Below are 20,333 nucleotides of genomic sequence, written 5' to 3'. Positions count from 1 at the left end.
GAAATATGGAGATCATAGGTAAAATTAAACCTACTTTACTAAAACAGCTATGGCATCGAATTCAAGAAGACGATTTGCCCGGATTATCTGCACAATTAGCCTATTTTTTCCTTCTTTCTCTTTTTCCGCTTCTTATTTTCCTTTTCACGCTGCTTCCATACCTGCCTATTCCCCATCAGGATATAATGGGGATTATTAGAGGGGTAGCACCGAAAGAAGCGATCGCTCTTATTGATAAAAACCTTAAAGACGTGATGACTCATCATAGCGGGGGGCTGCTTTCAGTAGGAATCATCGGTACCATCTGGTCAGCATCGAATGGAATTAATGCGATTGTCAGGGCTTTTAATAAATCATACGATGTTAAAGAAACCCGCTCATTTATTGTTGCAAGAGGAATGTCTATTTTACTGACATTTGGAATGATCTTTGTTTTTCTGCTGGCTCTGCTGCTGCCGGTATTGGGAAAAGGAATCGGAATGTTTCTCTTTTCTTATTTGGGATTAACTAAGCAATTCTTAACGGTATGGGGTGCGCTCAGGTGGCTTGTCAGTGCCCTAATTTTATTCCTTGTTTTCACCGTACTTTACTGGATTGCACCCAATATGAAAATGCGTTGTAAAAGCGCATTTCCAGGTGCGATTTTTGCCACTTTAGGGTGGATAGTGGCTTCCTTTGCGTTTTCGCTTTATGTAGGTCATTTCGCTAATTATGCCAATACTTATGGCAGTATTGGAGCAATTATTGTTTTAATGGTTTGGCTTTATTTATCAGCCTTCATTATTATCATCGGAGGAGAGATAAACGCTTTTTACAGCGAGCGGCATAAGGAAAATTGTTAGTTTCTCCTGAACTTTCCTTCATGAAATGACGAGTTTTGCCTACACTAATAAAGGGGAATAGCAATGGAGTTTTCAATTCTCAGCAATCCCCCGAAAACGAAGCTTTACTTCAATAAATGGAGGGATAGCGATGACCAAGCAAACAAAGAAGGATGGCGGAACAAAGCAAAAAGGAAAAAGCCGTCCAAAGCATAAAACATCCGGATCTGCGAATGGATCAAATGGTTATCACTAAAATCCTATAAAATGAAGAAAGGCCGGGAAATGATTCCCGCCGTTTCTTCATTTTAATAACCTTAAACTATTCAGGATGACCAAAATGGTGCTGCCCTCATGTCCGATAACGCCATAAGGCAGATCAAGAATTTGCATGAAGTTTGAACAAATTAACAGCGTAATTACCGCAATCGAGAAAACAATATTCTGTTTAATGATTCTGTTCATCCGTTTGGAAAGATGAATGGCCTCGGCAATCCTTGGCAAATCATTTTTCATTAAAACAACATCCGCTGTTTCAAGGGCGACATCCGTTCCTTCTCCCATTGCGATGCCAACATTTGCTGTAGCAAGTGCTGGAGCATCATTTATACCATCTCCGACCATGGCCACCGTTTTAAACTCATCCTTTAATTTTTTTACCTGATTCACTTTCTCTTCTGGCAGGCATTCTGCAAAGAAGCGATCCACATGGCTTTCAGCCGCAATGGCATTTGCCGTCTTTTCGCTGTCACCTGTCAGCATAACAGTATATATGCCTTTTGTTTTCAAATCATCGATTGCTGCCTTTGTTTCTTCACGGACGATATCCTTAAGGGCAATCATAGCTGCCAGTTCGCCATCTATTCCAACGAAGACCAATGAATTGCCGTTGCTAGCCAGCTGTTTCGCATCTTCTCCGGCAAACGTTTCAGCTGCTTCTTTTCCAACAAAATCCGCCTTACCAATTTTCCATTCCTGCCCGTTAATATTGGCTATTACACCCCATCCTGAAACGTCTTCAATACTTTCGGGATGCAAAAGTTCACGGGAGCTAAAAGGTTTTACATATTTCACAATTGCCTGTGCAAGCGGATGATTGGAGTGGTTCTCAATGGAAGCTGTTTTCCACAAAACTTCCTCCTGGTCCAAATCTTCCCTTACGATCACTTCATTTACTTCCGGCTTACCCTTCGTAAGCGTGCCAGTTTTATCAAAAGCAATTGCTTTTAGATTGCTTAAATTTTCAAGGTGTACTCCGCCTTTAAAAAGGATGCCATGGCGGGCGCCATTTGAAATCGCGGATAAAGTTGCCGGCATTATGGATGCCACCAGGGCACAAGGCGATGCAACCACAAGAAGAATCATCGCTCTGTAAAAGGACTCATGCCAGCTCCATCCCAGCAGGAAATGTGGTAAAAACATCATCAGTAAAACAATGGCAAGGACGATTTTTACATACATGCCTTCAAAACGTTCAATAAATAGCTGGGATGGGGATTTTTCGCTTTGAGCGTTTTGAACAAGTTCAATTATTTTATGAAAAAGTGTTTCGGTGCTTCTTTTTGTAATTTCGACCGTAATGGATCCTGTTAAGTTGACAGTTCCCGCAAATACCTCGTCACTGTCACTTTTTGAAACGGGAAAGGATTCCCCTGTGATTGCTGCCTCGTCAATGTTTGTTTTTCCTTTTAGTATCCTTCCGTCAGAAGGTACCCGTTCCCCTGGCTTAACAAGAATCTGGTCGCCAATTTGGAGATCCGCAACAGCAACCAATCTTTCCTGACCGTTGGTGATGAGAAGGGCTTCATCCGGTTCAAGCTCCATTAACGAGGAAATTTCTTTATTACTTTTGTTCATTGTATACGTTTCGAGTGCTCCGCTTACAGCAAAGATGAAAATCAAAACGGCGCCTTCTGTCCAATATCCAATAATAGCTGATCCCACTGCTGCGAAAATCATGAGCATTTCAACATTTAATTCTTTATTCTCGATTGTCTCTTCGATGCCTTCTTTTGCTTTTGCAAATCCGCCGATGATAAAAGCAAACAAATACGCGACAATAGATTCGGAACGGTAATCTCCTTTATCCAGCAGCCAGCCCGCGGCAATTAGCAAGCCGCTTACTGCAGCGGCAATCAGTTCAAAATGAGGCTTTATTTTTTCCAAAAAGCTTACGCTTGGTTGCTGTGACAATGCCTTTGCTTCAGTACTCATCGCTAAACCTCCTGAGTGTTCAATTGAGAAAAATAATCAGAATCAATACCCCTAGAAAAAGACGAAAGCTGTCATCAGGTGATGACAGCAGCACATATGTTTTAAATTATTGCTCTTTTAATAGTTTTGTTTAAGTTTACCATATATTATAGGAAAAAAAAGAAAATCGATCCGTTATTATCCCGTTTCTGTATTAACGCTCATTTCATCATTTTCTTTAAATGTAATAAGCGATGTAAAGATGATCAGAAGCATCACGCTGATGACATAGAAAAAGCTGCCACCCTTAAGAAGCTGAATCGCTATGCCACCAATGAAAGGACCACTTATGCTCCCAAAGCTGAAGAAAATCCCGCACATCAGATTGCCGGCTGGGAGCAACTGCTTAGGAAGCAAATCTGCCATATAGCTGATTCCTAGTGAAAATGTCGAGCCAACGAGCATGCCAGCAATAAAAAAGCAGACGAGCAAACCAATCACAGATTTTTGGAGCATTCCAGCTGCGGTAAAACAGAAAAACCCTGCCAACATGATACTCATTAATATATTTTTTGGCCAAGCCTGTCACTTAGAATGCCTAACGGAAGCTGGAAAACAATACTTCCAATCGCAAATGCAGGCAGGATAATGGCTACAGAGCTTACGTCCAGGCCAGTGCGGAGCGCATAAACAGGGAAATTGCCATTTAGGGATGCTTCCAAAAATCCATATCCGAATGGGGGCAGCAAGGAAACCCAGGCAATTTTGAATACCTGTTTAAAACGCTGAAAGGTGCCAAAAAAAGAACTCGTCTGAAAGTCCTTTTCAGGATATTCGTTATTTAACATCCATATAGATGACCATGCAACAAGGCTGATTCCGGAAGAAATAATAAAAGGCAGCGTTACATTGTAAGTTACAAATTTAGTCAATAAGGGCCAGCCGCAAAACCAAGGCCAAAGAATAATCCATATAAGGAAATATTTCTGCCACGGCGTGCCTCAGATGAAAAGGAAGTGATCCAGGTTTGCGCTCCAAAATGAAGCATATGGTCACCTATTCCAATAATGAGCCTTAGCATAAACCAAAACCAGAAGGAATTCCAAAGGGGAAAAAGCGCAAGTGAAAGAGCCACGCATAATCCTCCGAATAAAATAATCGGTTTATAGCCAAATTTTCTGAGAGGTGTCTCCATAAAAGGCGAAGCAATCAGAATTCCTATATATAAACCTGTGGCATGAAAGCCGTTTAATGAGGATGAAATGCCATCCTGTTCGAAAATAATCGCGATCAATGGCAGCAGCATCCCTTGGGAAAGACCTGAAATTGCCACGATTCCAACCAGTATCCAAAAGCGCATAGAAGAGTGTTGTGTATTTTCCATAATCGTCTCCAATAATTCATTTCACTAGATGATGGTAGCTGGAAAAAAACATCTTTGCAAGCAAAATAGTTATCGTTTTGAAACGATGGAAAAATAGTGTAACCTCCTATACAGGAATATAATTTTTTAATGAGGTGGAGAAGATGGAATTTACAATGAAAGAGGGCGGCTTCATTACCGAATTTCCCTATGGGCGGCTGGAGGTTTCGGGAAATGAAGAGTTCGGGTATCGCCCTTATCAGCTGATGGTTTCTTCGATTGCTGTATGCAGCGGCGGTGTTTTACGGAAAATATTGGAAAAAATGAGGATTGATTTTGAAGATATACATATCAAAGCAAAAGTGGAAAGGAATCCTGCCCAAGCGGACCGAATTGAAAAAATTCAATTGCATTTTACCATAAAAGGCAAGGAATTGGTTGAAAGCAAATTAGAAAAAGCAATGATATTAACAAAGAAAAATTGCTCAATGGTTCAATCGGTCATTGGAAGCATCATTGTTGAAGAAACGTTTGAAATGATTGACTAGCAAATGGAAACAATAAAAAGGGATTTGAATTATGGGTTTGCTATTACTGCCACAGGTTAAATAAGAAATAAGATTTTTTAAAGAAATGAGAGGGAAAGCGGATGACAAATAAGATTTTTATGATACTTACCTTTATCGGCGTGCCACTTTCGGTCATCGGATCACTTATGCATTGGCCGAGCATCATGCTGTTTATCATTTACTGCCTTACCATCATTGCGTTATCCAGCTTTATGGGAAGGGCGACAGAGAGCCTCGCAATCATCACAGGGCCAGGGTCGGCGGTCTTTTAAATGCAACCTTTGGTAACGCTGTAGAATTGATTATTTCAATTTTTGCATTAAAAGCAGGCCTGGTTGGAGTAGTCCTTGCTTCCATTACAGGTTCTGTACTTGGAAATTTACTGCTTGTGGCGGGTTTATCTTTTTTTGTAGGAGGATTAAAATTCAAACGCCAGGAATTTAATGTTTACGACGCGAGGCATAACTCTGGTCTGCTCATGTTTGCCATTATTGTTGCTTTCGTAATTCCTGAAGTATTTTCATTAAAAATGGATAAGCCTGAAACATTAAATTTAAGTATCGGAGTTTCAGTTGTTTTAATTGCCCTTTATCTAGCTGCATTGTTTTTCAAGCTTGTCACACATAGAGGCGTTTACCAGCATGAAAATGAAACAGCTGGCCATCATGATGAAGAGCCAGAGTGGGGAAGAGGAAAAGCGATTGCTGTCCTTGCAATCGCAACCGTTGTTGTTGCATATATTTCAGAAAACCTTGTCCATACCTTTGAGACTGTTGCTGAATCCTTCGGATGGACCGAGCTTTTCATCGGGGTTATTATTGTTGCTATAGTGGGAAATGCCGCGGAACATGCGTCAGCTGTACTGATGGCATATAAAAATAAAATGGATATCGCCGTTGAAATTGCAATTGGTTCCACTCTGCAGGTAGCCATGTTCGTAGCGCCTGTTCTGGTTTTGGTTTCCTTGCTTTTTCCTTCATCCATGGCACTGGTTTTCAGCCTTCCAGAAATGATCGCAATGGCATCTGCCGTGCTTCTTATGGTAGTAATATCAAATGATGGAGAAACAAACTGGTTTGAAGGTTTAACATTATTAGCAGCATATATAATCATGGGAATTGGCTTTTTCCTTCTATAAAAAAACAAAGACTCTGTGCCATAATCAGCACAGAGTCTTTGTTTCAATACTTAAGTAATCGGTTAATATCGTTCTTCCGGAAAAGGCATAAAAATCAATCGCATATTTTTCGAGAATGATCACCCACCTTCATGTTTAGTAACGATGCATGAAACACAACTGTTGACTCTTCATAAAAGACGGAATCCCAACCTCCTTAATATATTGATAGCGATTTGATTGCGGCCCTCCTTTTTTATTAGGGTAACGTAATTATAAAATAAAAAATGAATTATGTAAATGTTCTGATTTTTACAATTTTATTTCTTTTTTATTTCAGCAGATAAAAAATGAAATTATTTTTACGTATGGATAATATCCGCAAACTCCGAAAAAACTATGAACAGACCAATTAGGTTGCAAATGGTGAAAGGAGTAACGATAAGGTGAAAAAAATAACATACGTACTTATCACAATGCTATTTATGTTTTCATTCATAACAACGGCCAGCGCTGCAGGTACTGCAAAAATGGAACCGTCAAAATACCTTGTTCCGCCCTCTGTTATGAATATTACAAAAGAAAACACTTACCCGAACCCGACACAGGATGTACCTTTATTGCAGCCAAGCGAATTGACGAAGAAATTGATTGAATCATCGAAAGTGGGTATCGAGAACCCGGACTTGATCAGAATGTTAAATGAAACCGCCATTAACAGCACGCCGTTCGCCATTGGCTACAGGGCCATCATTTATTTGGGGCAATGGCCGTTGAACTATGAGTCCACCGAAACTTCTACAAATTGGGAGTATCAAAAAATTAACACGAATTACTTTGATAACCGGGGCAGCCAGACACCTTACCAATTTCACTACGTACAAGGCCCAGAAAGTAATTAATGGCGGTTTGACAGCCAAAATTCCGAATGCAGAAGATGTCAAAAAAATGATGCTGTTAAAGGCAACAGAAAAAACTAAGCTTCCGCTTGCATTCGAAACAGTCATTGGGGCAGGAACAAAGAAGGACCAAAGATATAACATTCCTCCCAAAAGGCTTGGTTACCTATTCGCCTATGCGCCAGCAGTAAATGAAAAAGGCAAGGTAACATACGGTGAAGTGTATTTGATGCTAAAAGGATATAAAAAATTTCTTGTCATAAAAAATGTGACATCACAGGGAATAGGCGCATGGATTCCAGTTCAGGACCATGTATCGTTTGGATTTAATGCAACAGAAAAGCCACGGTAAAATATAGAAAATAGATAAAGGCATCCGTTATTTCTCGCGGAGGTCTTTTTTTTGTTTTTTTCTTAAACATTGTTGCCATCTCGAACATAATAAAAATCAGCAATTGGGTTATTACGATTTCTCCATATAAGAAAACAATATAATTATCTATTAAAACAAGTGTTTATTCCTAAGTAGATTCGGGAATTAGAAAAGCAAGCCTAAATAATAAATTTAATTAAGATAGAGGAGGAAATTTAGATGGAAATGAACCAAACAATGACTGATAACGAAAAAAACAGCAAGTTATTAAAGGGTGTAGTAATTGGTGGGGTAATTGGCGGAATCATTTCGCTTCTAGATTCTTCTACCAGAAATACGGTAAAGGAAACCGCAATTGAGTTAAAGAACAACTCTCAAAGAATGCTGAGCGATGTAAAAGAAAATCCAAGTGAAGTAAAGGGACAGATGATGTCACAATTTAAAGAAGCATCCAATGTGTTAAAAGAGGCAATCAGCGACGCACAAAATTTATATGAGCGTTTAAATACTGATCTTTTCGGCAATCTCGGCGATGTTAAGCAAATCGCGAATAATGCGATGAGTACAGTTAAGGATGTAAAAGGTGACATTCAGCAGATTGGCTCTAAAGTCGTGGAGGCGGGCAGTGAATTGAAAGCTGTAACCAACACTTCTGTAAGCGGAACCTCATCTAGCAGTGACTCTTCCGTCACATCAAACCTTTCATCATCAGAATTAGGCAGCGACAGCGGTGTTACCTCTGAAACTTCTGGGTTGAACTCATTTGATACAAGTATGAGTTCTGGAACTTCAAGCTTACCTTCAACCGGGTCTTCCAATTCTGAGAGCACTTCATATGGATTAGGAAATACAACAAATTCAACTATGAATGCTACGTCAGGAGATGCTACGTCTTCTACAGATACTAGCAAGGACAAATCTGGCGGATTAGGAAAGAATAATGGTAAGGGCAAACATACTTACGGTGGTCAGGAAACGACCAACCATGACAAAACAAAATAATCGGTATTTGTTAAGAACTGGCTGCTTTAAGCGGCCAGTTTTTTTTAAGGAATTCCCCTGATTTCCCATGGGAGTAGGCACCAGTTTGAGCTGAATGTGGCAGGGGTATTCTAAACTAAATAACTAATAGAGATATCCTGGAGGTAATTATATGTTAAGCGAAGGTCATAAATTTGAAATTACGCGTTCGAATAGATGCTCAATCGAAAGAGAAACAGCAAGAGGGAAAACGGGAATGGTCGCGACGGCGCACCCAATCGCCTCAGAAATTGGCGAGCAGGTCCTGAAGGAAGGCGGTAATGCCATAGACGCAGCTGTAGCCATTCAATTCGCACTGAATGTCGTCGAACCGATGATGACGGGAATAGGCGGCAGCGGCTTCTTCATGGTCTACCATAATGAATCGAAAACGACAAAGATCTTTGATGGGCATTCAGAAGCGCCAAAAGCGGCACATGCCGACATGTTCCTGGATGACAAAAAGGAAGTTATCCCATTTAAAAAAAGGTCTACACATGCAACGGCTGTAGCGATACCAGGTATTTTAAAAGCCATGGATGCTGCACTTAATGAATACGGGTCAAAAAGCCTTGCAGAATTGATCGAGCCGGCAGCTTTGGTTGCCGAAAAAGGAATTTCGATGAATTGGGTATTGATGGATGCTCTAAACCTTTTTGAATACCGTCTCGGTGATGAAGGAAGGCGTTTATTCTTTCCAAAAGGAAAATCCTTTAAAGAAGGAGATATTCTTATAAAGGAGCATCTTGCAAAAACGTTTAGGATTATACAAAAAGAAGGAATATCCGCTTTTTATGAAGGAGAAATAGCAGAGGCAATCGTTAAAGCGCTTCAGGACCAGGGCGGCTTTATGACTCTTGAGGATCTAAAAAACTACGAAATATCAGTTGACGAACCTGTGTGGGGAGAATACAGAGGGTACAAAATAGCATCCTCCAGCCCTCCAAGTGCGGGAGGGACAAGCCTTCTTTATATTTTAAAACTGCTTGAAGATTTCTCGCTAGATAAGTATGGGCCGAGGTCTTGGGAAAAATATTATCTGTTTACAGAATCGATGCGTTTGGCGTTTAGTGACAAGATTGCATATTTGGCAGACCCTCGTTTTAATGACATACCGGTGAAGGGGCTTCTGCATGATGAATATATTGCTGACAGAAGGAATTTAATCAACTTTAAGAATCGCAACAGTCGAATTGATTTCGGTAACCCCTGGAAATATGAAAAAAAGAAACCTGTAGAGGTAGTTCGACAGCCTGACGATATGGAAAAAAGCGAAACAACCCATTTCACAGTCGTGGATCGATGGGGGAATATTGCTGCATGTACATCTACGGTTGAGCATCCATTTGGTTCAGGAATTATGGTGCCGGGATATGGTTTACTATTAAATAATGAATTGACCGACTTTGACCCGATTCCGGGAGGCGTGAATGAGCCCGGCGCGGGGAAACGTCCCGTAAGCTGTAAAAGCCCGACCATTTTGTTTAAGGATGAAAAGCCTGTATTGACTCTTGGTTCACCAGGAGGTCCAACAATTATCGCCTCGGTTTTCCAGACAATCGTAAATATTATCGATTTTAAAATGGATCTGAAGGAAGCCATTGAGGAACCAAGGATTTTTGCCACACCTGGCTCTCTACTGTCATGGGAGGCTGGAATTGATATGGTTTCAAAGGGAGAATTGGAATCTATGGGTTATGAATTTGGTGACACTTCCCATGTGATTGGAAACGTCCAGGCTATCCAAATTGATCCGGATACAAGGGAGCTTTACGGCGCTGCGGATTCAAGCAGGGAAGGAACTGCAATTGGGCTCGATGATTAAAGGGAGATTTCCTTCGCCCTTTTATAGAGATAATGATAATAAGAGTATTGCCTATTCGCCATAATTTAGGTAGGATGGAAACGACAAAAGATGCAGCTTTCGAAAGGAGCAAAGCTCATGGGTAATGCAATAAATGATAAAGACTCACAAGTCATCTTTTTAAAACAGCGATTAAAAATGTTTCTTGAGGTTCTTGATGCAATTGATCCTGAAGAGACGGATATTGACGATATCGACCGCTTAATTAATATGATTGATGACCTTGAGTCCAAGTGCAAGGAGTTTCAATCTCGCGAGAAATAGAGCCTGCTGCTGCAGGTTCTTTTTTTAATAAAATGATGGTTTATGTCAAATTTCCCCGGAAATAAGTCGAATTATCACAATTCAGGATGTAATCGGTTGCAAGCTCGGTCTTTAAATCCCCTCATGATAGGAGTATAATAAATACCGTTAAAAATAATTGTAAAATTCATAATAGATTTTTCTTGATCTCAGGGGATAAGGGAGAGGGGTATAAGAATGAATTTAGAAAAATTTCAGGAAAGCATGTACAAGCTGATCGTAGAAACATCGACAAGACTTCCAAAAGATGTGCGCCGTGCAATCCAGGCGGCAAAAGCGAAAGAGAATGCCGGTACAAGGGCGGCAATGAGCTTAGCCACTATTACCAATAATATTAAAATGGCTGATGATCAAGTATCTCCAATTTGCCAGGACACCGGGCTTCCTACTTTTAAAATTAAAACACCTGTCGGGGCTAACCAGATCCAGATGAAAAAAGCAATTAAAGCTGCGATTGCCCAAGCGACTAAAGACGGGAAGCTTCGTCCAAACTCGGTTGACTCTCTAACAGGTGACAATAGTGGAGATAATCTTGGTGATGGAACGCCTGTTATTAAATTTGAACAGTGGGAAAACGATTATATCGACGCGCGCCTTATTTTGAAGGGTGGCGGCTGTGAAAATAAAAACATCCAGTACAGCCTTCCTTGTGAATTGGATGGTCTAGGACGTGCCGGACGCGACCTTGATGGTATACGTAAATGTGTGCTTCATTCCGTTTATCAGGCCAAGGACAGGGCTGCAGTGCCGGATTCATTGGTGTAGGAATCGGAGGAGACAGAACCTCTGGATACGAGCTTGCCAAGGAGCAGCTATTCCGTTCCGTTGATGATGTAAATCCAATTGAAAAATTGCGCCAGCTGGAAGACTATATAATGGAAAATGCAAATAAACTTGGCATTGGAACTATGGGCTTCGGCGGCGAAACTACATTGTTAGGATGTAAAGCAGGAGTAATTAATCGTATTCCAGCCAGCTTCTTCGTTTCAGTTGCCTATAACTGCTGGGCATTCCGCAGACTGGGAGTCACTGTAAGTCCGGAAACTGGTGAGATTCAGGATTGGATGTACCAGGAAGGTGAAAACATCGATTTCGCACAGACAGAAGCGGAAAAAGAAACAGCTGCTGCAGCTGCCAATGAGGGCATAATTACCCTTCAGGCTCCGATAACTGAAGAGCAGATTCGTGAGCTGAAGGTCGGCGATGTGGTTCAAATCAATGGAATGATGTATACAGGCAGGGATGCGATCCATAAATATCTGTCTGACCATGATGCACCGGTTAATTTAAATGGCCAAGTGATTTACCATTGCGGTCCGGTTATGCTGAAGGATGAAGCAGGTGCGTGGCATGTGAAAGCAGCCCGCCAACAACCAGTATCCGGGAGGAGCCGTATCAAGGTGATATTATGAAACGGTTTGGTATTCGCGCAGTTATCGGTAAAGGCGGCATGGGTCCTAAGACTTTGGCTGCATTGAACGAACATGGTGGAGTTTACTTGAACGCAATCGGTGGAGCGGCCAATATTATGCTGACTGCATCAAGTCTGTTGAAGGTGTCGACTTAATGCAATTTGGCATTCCTGAAGCTATGTGGCACCTTCGGGTTGAAGGCTTTACCGCGGTCGTAACAATGGACTCACACGGAAACAGCCTTCATGCTGATGTTGATAAAAATTCATTAGAAAAGCTGGCTCAATTTAAAGAACCGGTGTTTAAATAAGTTGTAAGTGGAGAGGACGGGCTTGACCATGCCTCTTTTTGGGAATAATGATCATAACTGCGAATTGTAGATAACTAAGATGTTAGTGTAGGTAAAGGTCCAATAAGTGTAGAAACGGAGCCGGTTAGTGTAGATAATCCGTTTATAAGTGTAGATAGTGCGATGCTAAGTGTTGAAAGAAGCATCCAGGAGAGCGGCTGAGAAGCAGAAACCGAACAAATTGTAGAAAAAGAAGATGTAGTGTAGATAATGGTCCAATCAATGTAGAAACGGAGCCGGTTAGTGTAGATAATCCGTTTAGAAGTGTAGATAGAGCGATGCTAAGTGTAGAAAGAAGCATCCGGGAGAGCGGCTGAGAAGCAGAAAGCGAACAAATTGTAGAAAAAGAAGACGTTAGTGTAGATAAAGGGCCAATAAGTGTAGAAACGGAGCCGGTTGGTGTTGATAATCCTTAAAGAAGTGTAGAAAGTACGGACGTAAGTGTAGAAAGAAGCATCCAGGAGAGCGGCTGAGACGCAGAAAGCGAACAAATTGTAGAAAAAGAAGATGTTAGTGTAGATAAAGGTCCAATAAGTGTAGAAACGGATCTGGCTAGTGTAGATAATCCGTTTAGAAGTGTAGATAGAGCGATGCTAAGTGTAGAAAGAGGCAACCAGGAGAGCGGCTGAGAAGCAGAAACCGATCAATTTGTAGAAATAGAAGATGTTAGTGTAGATAAAGGTCCAATAAGTGTAGAAACGGAGCCGGTTAGTGTAGATAATCCGTTTAGAAGTGTAGAAAAGGCTAAGGTTAGTGTAGAAAGAGATATTTAGTAGCTTTGTAAAGAGACCTTGTATTGAGGAAAAATGTCCAAAATGTGTAGAACGTCAAACAATTCGAAAAAAATTTTTCGATATTGATTTCCAAGCAGGAAGATCATTTCACTTTCTAGAAAGAATAGGTATTCTTTTAATAAAGGGAGTGATTAATTGTTTGCAAAAGAGATAGCGCCGCCAAGTATTATTTTTATCCTGGAAGCATTATTACGCAGGTTGCCGAAAGAACATCCAAAAAGAGGGATAGTTGAAGAAAAATTATATAAAAGAAGATCAGGTTATAAAGGAGAACTAAGTTTAAAATATTTCCTCAATCTCCCTCACTTTAAACCATACATCATATTCCACGATTTAAGACTCACTTACCATGATCAAGCCTTTCAAATCGATTTTCTGCTGATTTCCACAAAATTTTCACTTATTCTAGAAGTGAAAAATTATTCAGGAGAATTATTTTTAGAAAAGGATTTTGATCAACTCTTCAGAAAACGTAATGAAAAAACAGAGTGCTTTTCTAACCCTATTACACAGGCAGAACGACAGCACGACCACCTGATAAACTGGCTGAGTATATATAAATTCAACGAATTACCTATTGAACATCTGGTAATAATCAGTAATCCCTCAACGATTATTAATGCATCTTCGGGTTATAAGAAAGCTTTTGAAATTGTATGTAAATCGGATCAATTGATAAATAAAATTCGAAAATTCGAAATGAAATATAATGAAGATCGATCCGATACGAAAATCCTTGGGAAGTTAAAAAGGCTTTTACTAACGAAGAATACTCCTTTAGAACAAAATATTCTTCAAAAATTTGAGATTAGTCCATCAGACATTATTAAAGGTGTTCTTTGTCAAAATTGCAATTCTGCGGCACTCGATATTAAACGGAACAAATGCATTTGCAAAATATGCGGCTGCGTCGAAAATAATCTTTATAAGCTAGCGATAGAGGATTACTTTTTACTCATTAAACCAACCATAACGAATCAAGAGCTACGCGAATTTCTCGAAATCTCATCTCAACGATCTGCCACTCATATTTTATCCCACTTACACTTACCATTTAAAGGTGCTGCAAGAGATCGCATCTACTTCCAAAACTAATACTTCCCTTTTAATCCCAATTATTTTTCCGCCGTTTTTATCAAACACTAATAAAAACATCTAACGGGGGAAATCATTGATGAAAAAGCTTTTCATGACAATTGCCATTATGCTGGTTATTCCGACGGCTGCTTATGGCCAGGTAACGAACCAGCCCATTCATTGGGGTTTTAAAAAGGCGGCAAATGAACAGCCGGCAGAGGCAGGAGCGCAGCTTGACCAGCTCCTTGAAAAATATGGAGCTTTTTATAAAGGGCCGCCTGATAAAAAAATCCTATATTTGACCTTCGATAATGGCTATGAAAATGGCTATACAAACAAGGTTCTTGATGTTCTGAAAAAGGAAAAAGTACCGGCAGCATTCTTTGTGACGGGCGACTATTTACTTTCTGCTTCTGACCAGGTGAAACGGATGGCTAAAGAAGGACATGTTTTAGGCAATCATTCATGGCACCACCCAGACCTGACAGCCGTAAGCGATGAAAGAATGAAACAGGAATTGGAGAAGATTCGTACAAAAACGGAAGAATTGACAGGAAAAAAAGAAATGCTTTATATTCGTCCACCACGAGGAGTTCTAAGTGAGAGGACGTTAAAAATTGCAAAAGAACAAGGGTATACCCATGTCATGTGGTCGCTTGCATTTGTAGATTGGAATGTGAATCAGCAGAAGGGCTGGCAATATTCTTACGACAATATTATGAGGCAGGTCCATCCAGGAGCTATCATCCTCCTGCATTCCGTTTCTAAGGATAATGCTGATGCTCTTGAAAAAGTAATTAAGGATTTAAAAAAGAGAGGCTATAAATTTAAAAGCCTTGATGATTTTCCCAAAAAATAAGGATGAAACTTGAAAAACCGAATTTCCTGTGGAGTTCGGTTTTTCCCGTTATAATTTTAGTTATTCTCAGTATAAACATGCTATAATACGGAAAATGCTTACTTAAAGGATGGATTATTTCGTGTGGCATGAAACGATACAAATTGAAGGTCCTTATAATTTTGACCGTGTGCTTGATAGGCTGTCAATGGATCCCTTAAATCAACTGGATCGCTCCGAACGCAGTTTGAAGCTGCCGCTTTTAGCTGACGATAAACCATTTGTCATTATCATTAAGGCGACTGGATCTGTTGAAGAACCAAGCTTTGAGCTTGCTGGCACTGACGATGCACATAAAATATCCATCATTGAGAGAACAGCGGAAATATTTCGATGGAATGTACCATTAAAAGATATATATGACCATTTTCAGCAAACTGATTTGAATGAAATTTTCCAGCAGCATCTTGGAACACCGATTGTCCTCGATTTTGATCCTTTCGGCTGCCTGTTAAAGTGCATCATTCATCAGCAATTGAATTTATCTTTTGCCCATACCTTAACCGAACGGTTTGTAAAAACGTTTGGTTATGAAATAGACGGTGTCTGGTTTTATCCACAGTCTGAAACAGTCGCGGCATTAACGGTTGAACAGCTTCGGGAGCTTCAATTCAGCGGGCGTAAAGCGGAGTATGTCATTGGAATCGCCCAAGCAGTTGCGAATGGAGAACTGGATATTGACGCTTTAAAGAACGAGAGCGAAGAGGTTATTTTTAACAAGCTGATAAAATTAAAAGGGATCTGCCTATGGACCGTCCAGAACTTTATGATGTTCGGACTGGGCAGACCTAATTTATTCCCGACCGCCGATATTGGGCTGCAGAATGCTTTGAAAAAATTATACCAGCTTGAGGCAAAGCCAACTCTGGCAGAGATGGAGTCCTACGTGGAAGGCTGGAATCCGTATTTAAGCTACGCTTCCCTATATTTATGGAGAAGCATCGAATAATTTGGAGTGAATTTAAATGAATAAAGAGCAAACCATCAAGATACAGCCAAAGCAAACATTTCCTCTAACCATTAAAAGGCTCGGCATCAACGGTGAGGGCGTTGGTTATTTTAAAAGACAGGTCGTTTTCGTACCTGGCGCGCTGCCAGGAGAAGAGGTTGTTGTCGAAGCAACAAAGGTAAATCCTAAATTTGCCGAAGCAAAAATAAAGAAAATCCGTGTTCAATCAAAGGATCGGGTCAAGCCGCCATGCCCAGTTTATGAACAATGCGGCGGGTGCCAGCTGCAGCATTTAAGCTATCAGGGGCAGCTGAGGGAAAAACGTGATATCGTCATTCAATCCCTTGAACGCCATACGAAGCTTCCGGTCAGCACATTAGATATCCGCGAGACAATCGGGATGGAAGATCCATGGAGCTATCGCAATAAAAGCAGCTTTCAGGTCGGGCAAAGGGACGGAAAGGTCCTAGCTGGCTTATATGGCCTCAACTCCCATCAATTAATCAATATTGAGCATTGTGCAGTCCAGCATTCACAAACGAATGAAGCAACGAGTGTTGTGAAACGGATCCTCGAGGACTTGAAAATTCCTATATATAATGAAAAAACGCAGAAGGGAATTGTCCGAACGATTGTTGCGAGGGTAGGAGTGCAGACGAACGAGCTTCAGGTTGTCCTTATCACCACTCAAAAAGAAATCCCGAAACACGATATATTGATTGAAGAAATCCAAAAACGCCTGCCAAATCTTAAATCGATTGTCCAAAATATTAACGGCGAAAAAACATCGCTAATTTTTGGAGAACAAACCGAACTGTTATCGGGAAAAGAATTTATCCAGGAAACCTTGGGTGATCTGCAATTCGAATTGTCCGCCAGAACGTTTTTTCAATTGAATCCAATTCAAACGGTAAACCTATATAATGAAGTGAAAAAGGCAGCCGCTTTAACAGGCGTTGAAAAAGTAGTCGACGCATATTGCGGTGTAGGAACCATAGGATTATGGCTCGCCGGAGAGGCAGCGGAAATCCGTGGAATGGATATTATTCCGGAATCGATTGATGATGCCAAGAAAAATGCTAAGCGCCACGGAATCACCCATACAAAATATGTTCCGGGAAAAGCGGAAGAAGTACTCCCTAAATGGGTCAAAAAAGGTTGGCAGCCAGATGTTATCGTTGTTGATCCGCCAAGGACAGGCTTGGATAATCAACTTTTACAAACCATTCTGCAGGTAAAGCCAAAAACCCTGGTCTATGTATCCTGTAACCCGTCCACCCTTGCAAAGGACATCCAAACATTGAGCAAGAGCTATACGGTCGAATACATTCAGCCAGTGGATATGTTTCCTCAGACTAGCCACGTGGAGGCTTGTTCACGACTAGTGTTAAAAAAATGAATATATGTGTTCAAAAAATCTCCCTGCTTATCAGGGAGATTTTTTTTGATATAACGGTGTTGGGTGTTGGCTAATTTCAAACAAGAATAAAAAAGTATAGAAGATGATAAAAGAGTGCTAGTGATAGCGCTTTCAGTAGCCTTTTTTAAAAGTATAATTGATTTGTAGGATATGAAACAAAAAACAAAGGGGGATAAAAATGAAGAAAAAATTGAAAATAGTTTCTCTTATGCTAGTTGTTATGATGTTCTCGATTATCTTCGCAGGTTGTAACAGTAGTACCAGCGGTAGCAGCAAAGTTAGCGTCGGTATCGTATTGCCTACCAAAGATGAGCCAAGGTGGGTTCAGGACGAACAAAGATTTAAAGACGCGCTAAAAGGTACGAAATATACAACCGAAATTTTATTCAGCCAAGGTTCTTCAGCTAAGGAAAAAGAAAACGTTGAAACGTTGATTAATAAAGGTATTAAAGTTCTTATTATTTGTCCTCAAGATGGCGATGCAGCCGCATCTGCTGTAGAAGCGGCCAAAAAAGAAGGTATTACAGTTATTTCCTATGACCGTCTTATTACAAATACAGACGCGGTTGATTACTACGTAACATTCGATAGTCTTGCTGTTGGTGCAGCACAAGCACAATACCTTGTCGATAATGCAAAAGGTACCGGCGAGCCATTGTATCTATACGCTGGCGCTGCTTCCGACAACAATGCGTTCTTGTTCTTCCAAGGCGCATGGAAAGTGCTTCAGCCTAAGATAGCTGACGGCACATTCAAAATCGCTAACTCAAGCGAAGCCGTTGCACTGAAAGATACAGCCGACCTTTCCCGCGACCAACTTAGTAAGATTATCGGTCAAGTCACAACAAACTGGGATGCAAACGAAGCGAAAAACAAAGCTCAAACGCATTTGACAGCTGTAGCGGCCGATATGAAAGGTGATGTAGCAGTCCTCGCGCCGAATGACGGCACTGCTCGTTCGATCGCAGACGTATTCGCTTCTGACAGCGCGATTAAGAGCTTTGTTGTAACAGGTCAAGATGCTGAGAAAGCATCTATTCAATACATCATCGACAGCAAGCAATCGATGACCGTATTCAAGGATGTTCGTACGCTTGTTAAAGATGCTATGGGTATGGCCGTTACAATCCTAGACGGCAAAAAGCCTGAAACGACTGGTTCTTACAATAACGGCAAAATCGATGTGAAAGCAAAACAAACGGACGTTATCACTGTTAACAAAGAAAATGTTCAGAAAGAACTCATTGATTCAGATTACTACAAAGCGAGCGACTTCACTGGACTGTAAAATGAAATAAGCATAGGTTGGTGCGAAATAGTGATAGATACGTCTATCACTATTTCGCAATTGTAACAGATGTTTAGTAAAGGGTGGGGAATGATGAGCGAATATATTTTGGAGATGAATCAAATTTCCAAGGAGTTTACAGGAGTCAAAGCGCTCACCAATGTCAATTTCAAAGTGAAAAAAGGCGAGATTCACTGCTTAATCGGTGAGAACGGAGCAGGGAAGTCCACGCTGATGAAAGTGCTCAGTGGCGTTTATCCATACGGCACGTACGAGGGAGATATCGTGTTCGAGGGGAATGTGCAGCAGTTCAACAGAATTAACGACAGCGTGAAGACGGGCATCGCCATTATATACCAAGAACTAGCATTGTTTCCGGATCTTACGGTCTATGAAAATATATTCGCGGGCAATGAAGTGAAACGCGGTGCCTTCGTTGACTGGAACCAAACAATTGTTCAGGCCAAGAAAATGCTGCAAAAGGTGAAATTGAATGTGAATCCTGAAATGCTGGTTAAAGATTTAGGTGTAGGGAAACAGCAGCTGGTCGAAATTGCCAAAGCATTAAGCAAAGACGTTAAACTGCTCATTCTGGATGAGCCGACGGCGGCGCTTAACGAGGATGATAGCGAAAACTTGTTGAAGCTGTTGTGCGAACTAAAAGATCAGGGTATCACCTGCATCATGATTTCACACAAGCTGAAAGAAGTCATTGCCATTGCTGACAAAGCGACGGTGCTTCGAGATGGACGAACCATTTGTACGCTCGATGCCTCCAAGGGTGAAATTTGTGAAAGCACCATTATTAAGAACATGGTTGGTCGCGAGATTGATGATATATATCCGAAGAGAGTGAACAAAACGCACGGTGACAAAGTTCTTGAATTAAATAATTGGTCTGCATACGATCTCCAGTTAGGCCGACAAATCGTAAAAGATGTCAATCTTCACGTCAAAAAGGGAGAAATCGTCGGGATAGCTGGCTTGATGGGATCGGGACGAACTGAACTGGCACTAAGCATCTTCGGTAATCCAAAGTCTTATAAATTGCAGGGGAATTTAGTTTTGGATGGCTTACCTCGGACGTTCAGACATACAAGCGACGCTATAAAGTCGGGTATCGCATATGTAACGGAAGATAGGAAGGGCGATGGGCTGTTTTTGATTCAAGATATTAAAAGCAATGTTTCCGCGGCGAACCTGCAGGGCATCTCTACGAATGGAATTATCAACGAGAACGAAGAAGTCAAAATCGCGAATGAATATAAAAATTCTTTGTACATTAAAGCACCATCTTTGGAACAAATCGTCGGCAAATTAAGTGGCGGCAACCAACAGAAAGTGTCTTTGGGCAAGTGGCTGTTCGTTGGTCCAAAGCTGCTGATTTTGGATGAACCAACACGCGGTATCGACGTGGGAGCTAAATTTGAAATATATACGATCATGAACAAGCTAATTAGCGAAGGCTTGAGCATTATCATGATTTCATCAGAACTTGGTGAAGTGCTGGGGATGAGCGATCGTGTCTATGTCATGGCCGAAGGCGAAATCAAAGGTGAGTTGTCAATAGACGAGGCTGATCAAGAAAAAATTATGCAACTTGCTACGCAATAGGAGGTTAAAC

Annotated in this window: 12 protein-coding genes and 5 pseudogenes; 15 read left to right on the top strand and 2 right to left on the bottom strand. The window is 40.9% G+C overall.

Features of this window, described 5'->3' with window-relative positions; translation table 11 throughout:
• The first annotated feature begins 5 nt into the window (after window positions 1–5).
• Window positions 6–842: a YihY/virulence factor BrkB family protein gene (locus RCG23_RS08275; protein ID WP_308179313.1), complete on the top strand. Its 837-nt coding sequence runs from the start codon at window positions 6–8 to the stop codon at window positions 840–842.
• Between the two features lie 282 nt (window positions 843–1,124).
• Here the strand turns inward: RCG23_RS08275 and RCG23_RS08270 are convergent, their stop codons facing one another.
• Entirely contained in the window at window positions 1,125–3,035 is a 1,911-nt protein-coding gene (locus tag RCG23_RS08270; protein WP_308179312.1) for a heavy metal translocating P-type ATPase, read from the bottom strand.
• A 177-nt stretch (window positions 3,036–3,212) separates the two neighbouring features.
• Window positions 3,213–4,398: pseudogene (locus RCG23_RS08265) on the bottom strand (MFS transporter).
• Window positions 4,399–4,541: 143 nt separating this feature from the next.
• Between RCG23_RS08265 and RCG23_RS08260 the strand changes: the two are divergent.
• The 14 genes and pseudogenes from RCG23_RS08260 to RCG23_RS08200 all read left to right on the top strand — a co-directional run bounded on the left by RCG23_RS08260 (window position 4,542) and on the right by RCG23_RS08200 (window position 20,323).
• On the top strand, window positions 4,542–4,925 hold the full coding sequence (locus tag RCG23_RS08260) for an OsmC family protein (RefSeq protein WP_308179311.1): 384 nt from the start codon (window positions 4,542–4,544) through the stop codon (window positions 4,923–4,925).
• Window positions 4,926–5,026: 101 nt separating this feature from the next.
• Window positions 5,027–6,084 (top strand): annotated as a pseudogene (gene cax, locus RCG23_RS08255) (calcium/proton exchanger).
• 425 nt (window positions 6,085–6,509) lie between these two features.
• A pseudogene (locus tag RCG23_RS08250) lies at window positions 6,510–7,314 on the top strand (YfkD family protein).
• 240 nt (window positions 7,315–7,554) lie between these two features.
• Window positions 7,555–8,337 (top strand): hypothetical protein, encoded by a 783-nt coding sequence (locus tag RCG23_RS08245; protein ID WP_308179310.1) that lies wholly within the window; start codon window positions 7,555–7,557, stop codon window positions 8,335–8,337.
• A gap of 151 nt (window positions 8,338–8,488) precedes the next feature.
• On the top strand, window positions 8,489–10,180 hold the full coding sequence (gene ggt, locus RCG23_RS08240; protein ID WP_308179309.1) for a gamma-glutamyltransferase: 1,692 nt from the start codon (window positions 8,489–8,491) through the stop codon (window positions 10,178–10,180).
• 117 nt (window positions 10,181–10,297) lie between these two features.
• Window positions 10,298–10,483, top strand: coding sequence for an SE1561 family protein (locus RCG23_RS08235; protein WP_308179308.1), 186 nt, complete (start codon window positions 10,298–10,300; stop codon window positions 10,481–10,483).
• A gap of 216 nt (window positions 10,484–10,699) precedes the next feature.
• A pseudogene (locus RCG23_RS25935) lies at window positions 10,700–11,487 on the top strand (fumarate hydratase); the annotation flags it as partial.
• 99 nt (window positions 11,488–11,586) lie between these two features.
• A pseudogene (locus RCG23_RS25930) lies at window positions 11,587–12,244 on the top strand (FumA C-terminus/TtdB family hydratase beta subunit).
• A gap of 968 nt (window positions 12,245–13,212) precedes the next feature.
• Window positions 13,213–14,172 (top strand): nuclease-related domain-containing protein, encoded by a 960-nt coding sequence (locus RCG23_RS08225; protein ID WP_308179307.1) that lies wholly within the window; start codon window positions 13,213–13,215, stop codon window positions 14,170–14,172.
• Between the two features lie 79 nt (window positions 14,173–14,251).
• A complete protein-coding gene (gene pdaA, locus RCG23_RS08220) occupies window positions 14,252–15,013 on the top strand; it encodes a delta-lactam-biosynthetic de-N-acetylase (RefSeq protein WP_308179306.1) in 762 nt (253 codons plus the stop codon).
• Window positions 15,014–15,134: 121 nt separating this feature from the next.
• Window positions 15,135–16,001, top strand: a complete 867-nt coding sequence (locus RCG23_RS08215) for a DNA-3-methyladenine glycosylase family protein (RefSeq protein WP_308179305.1) — start codon at window positions 15,135–15,137, stop codon at window positions 15,999–16,001.
• A gap of 16 nt (window positions 16,002–16,017) precedes the next feature.
• The gene (gene rlmD / locus RCG23_RS08210; RefSeq protein WP_308179304.1) at window positions 16,018–17,400 is read left to right on the top strand and encodes a 23S rRNA (uracil(1939)-C(5))-methyltransferase RlmD; all 1,383 of its coding nucleotides are present in this window, start codon (window positions 16,018–16,020) and stop codon (window positions 17,398–17,400) included.
• A gap of 199 nt (window positions 17,401–17,599) precedes the next feature.
• Window positions 17,600–18,709 carry a sugar ABC transporter substrate-binding protein gene (locus RCG23_RS08205; RefSeq protein ID WP_308179303.1) on the top strand — a complete coding sequence of 370 codons (1,110 nt, stop codon included), beginning with the start codon at window positions 17,600–17,602 and terminating at the stop codon, window positions 18,707–18,709.
• Window positions 18,710–18,802: 93 nt separating this feature from the next.
• Window positions 18,803–20,323: an ATP-binding cassette domain-containing protein gene (locus RCG23_RS08200; protein ID WP_308180003.1), complete on the top strand. Its 1,521-nt coding sequence runs from the start codon at window positions 18,803–18,805 to the stop codon at window positions 20,321–20,323.
• Window positions 20,324–20,333: the final 10 nt, after the last annotated feature.

The sequence above is a fragment of the Neobacillus sp. PS3-34 genome, assembly GCF_030915465.1.
Lineage (GTDB): Bacteria > Bacillota > Bacilli > Bacillales > Cytobacillaceae > Neobacillus_A.
This window is presented reverse-complemented; position numbering and strand designations above follow the sequence as displayed.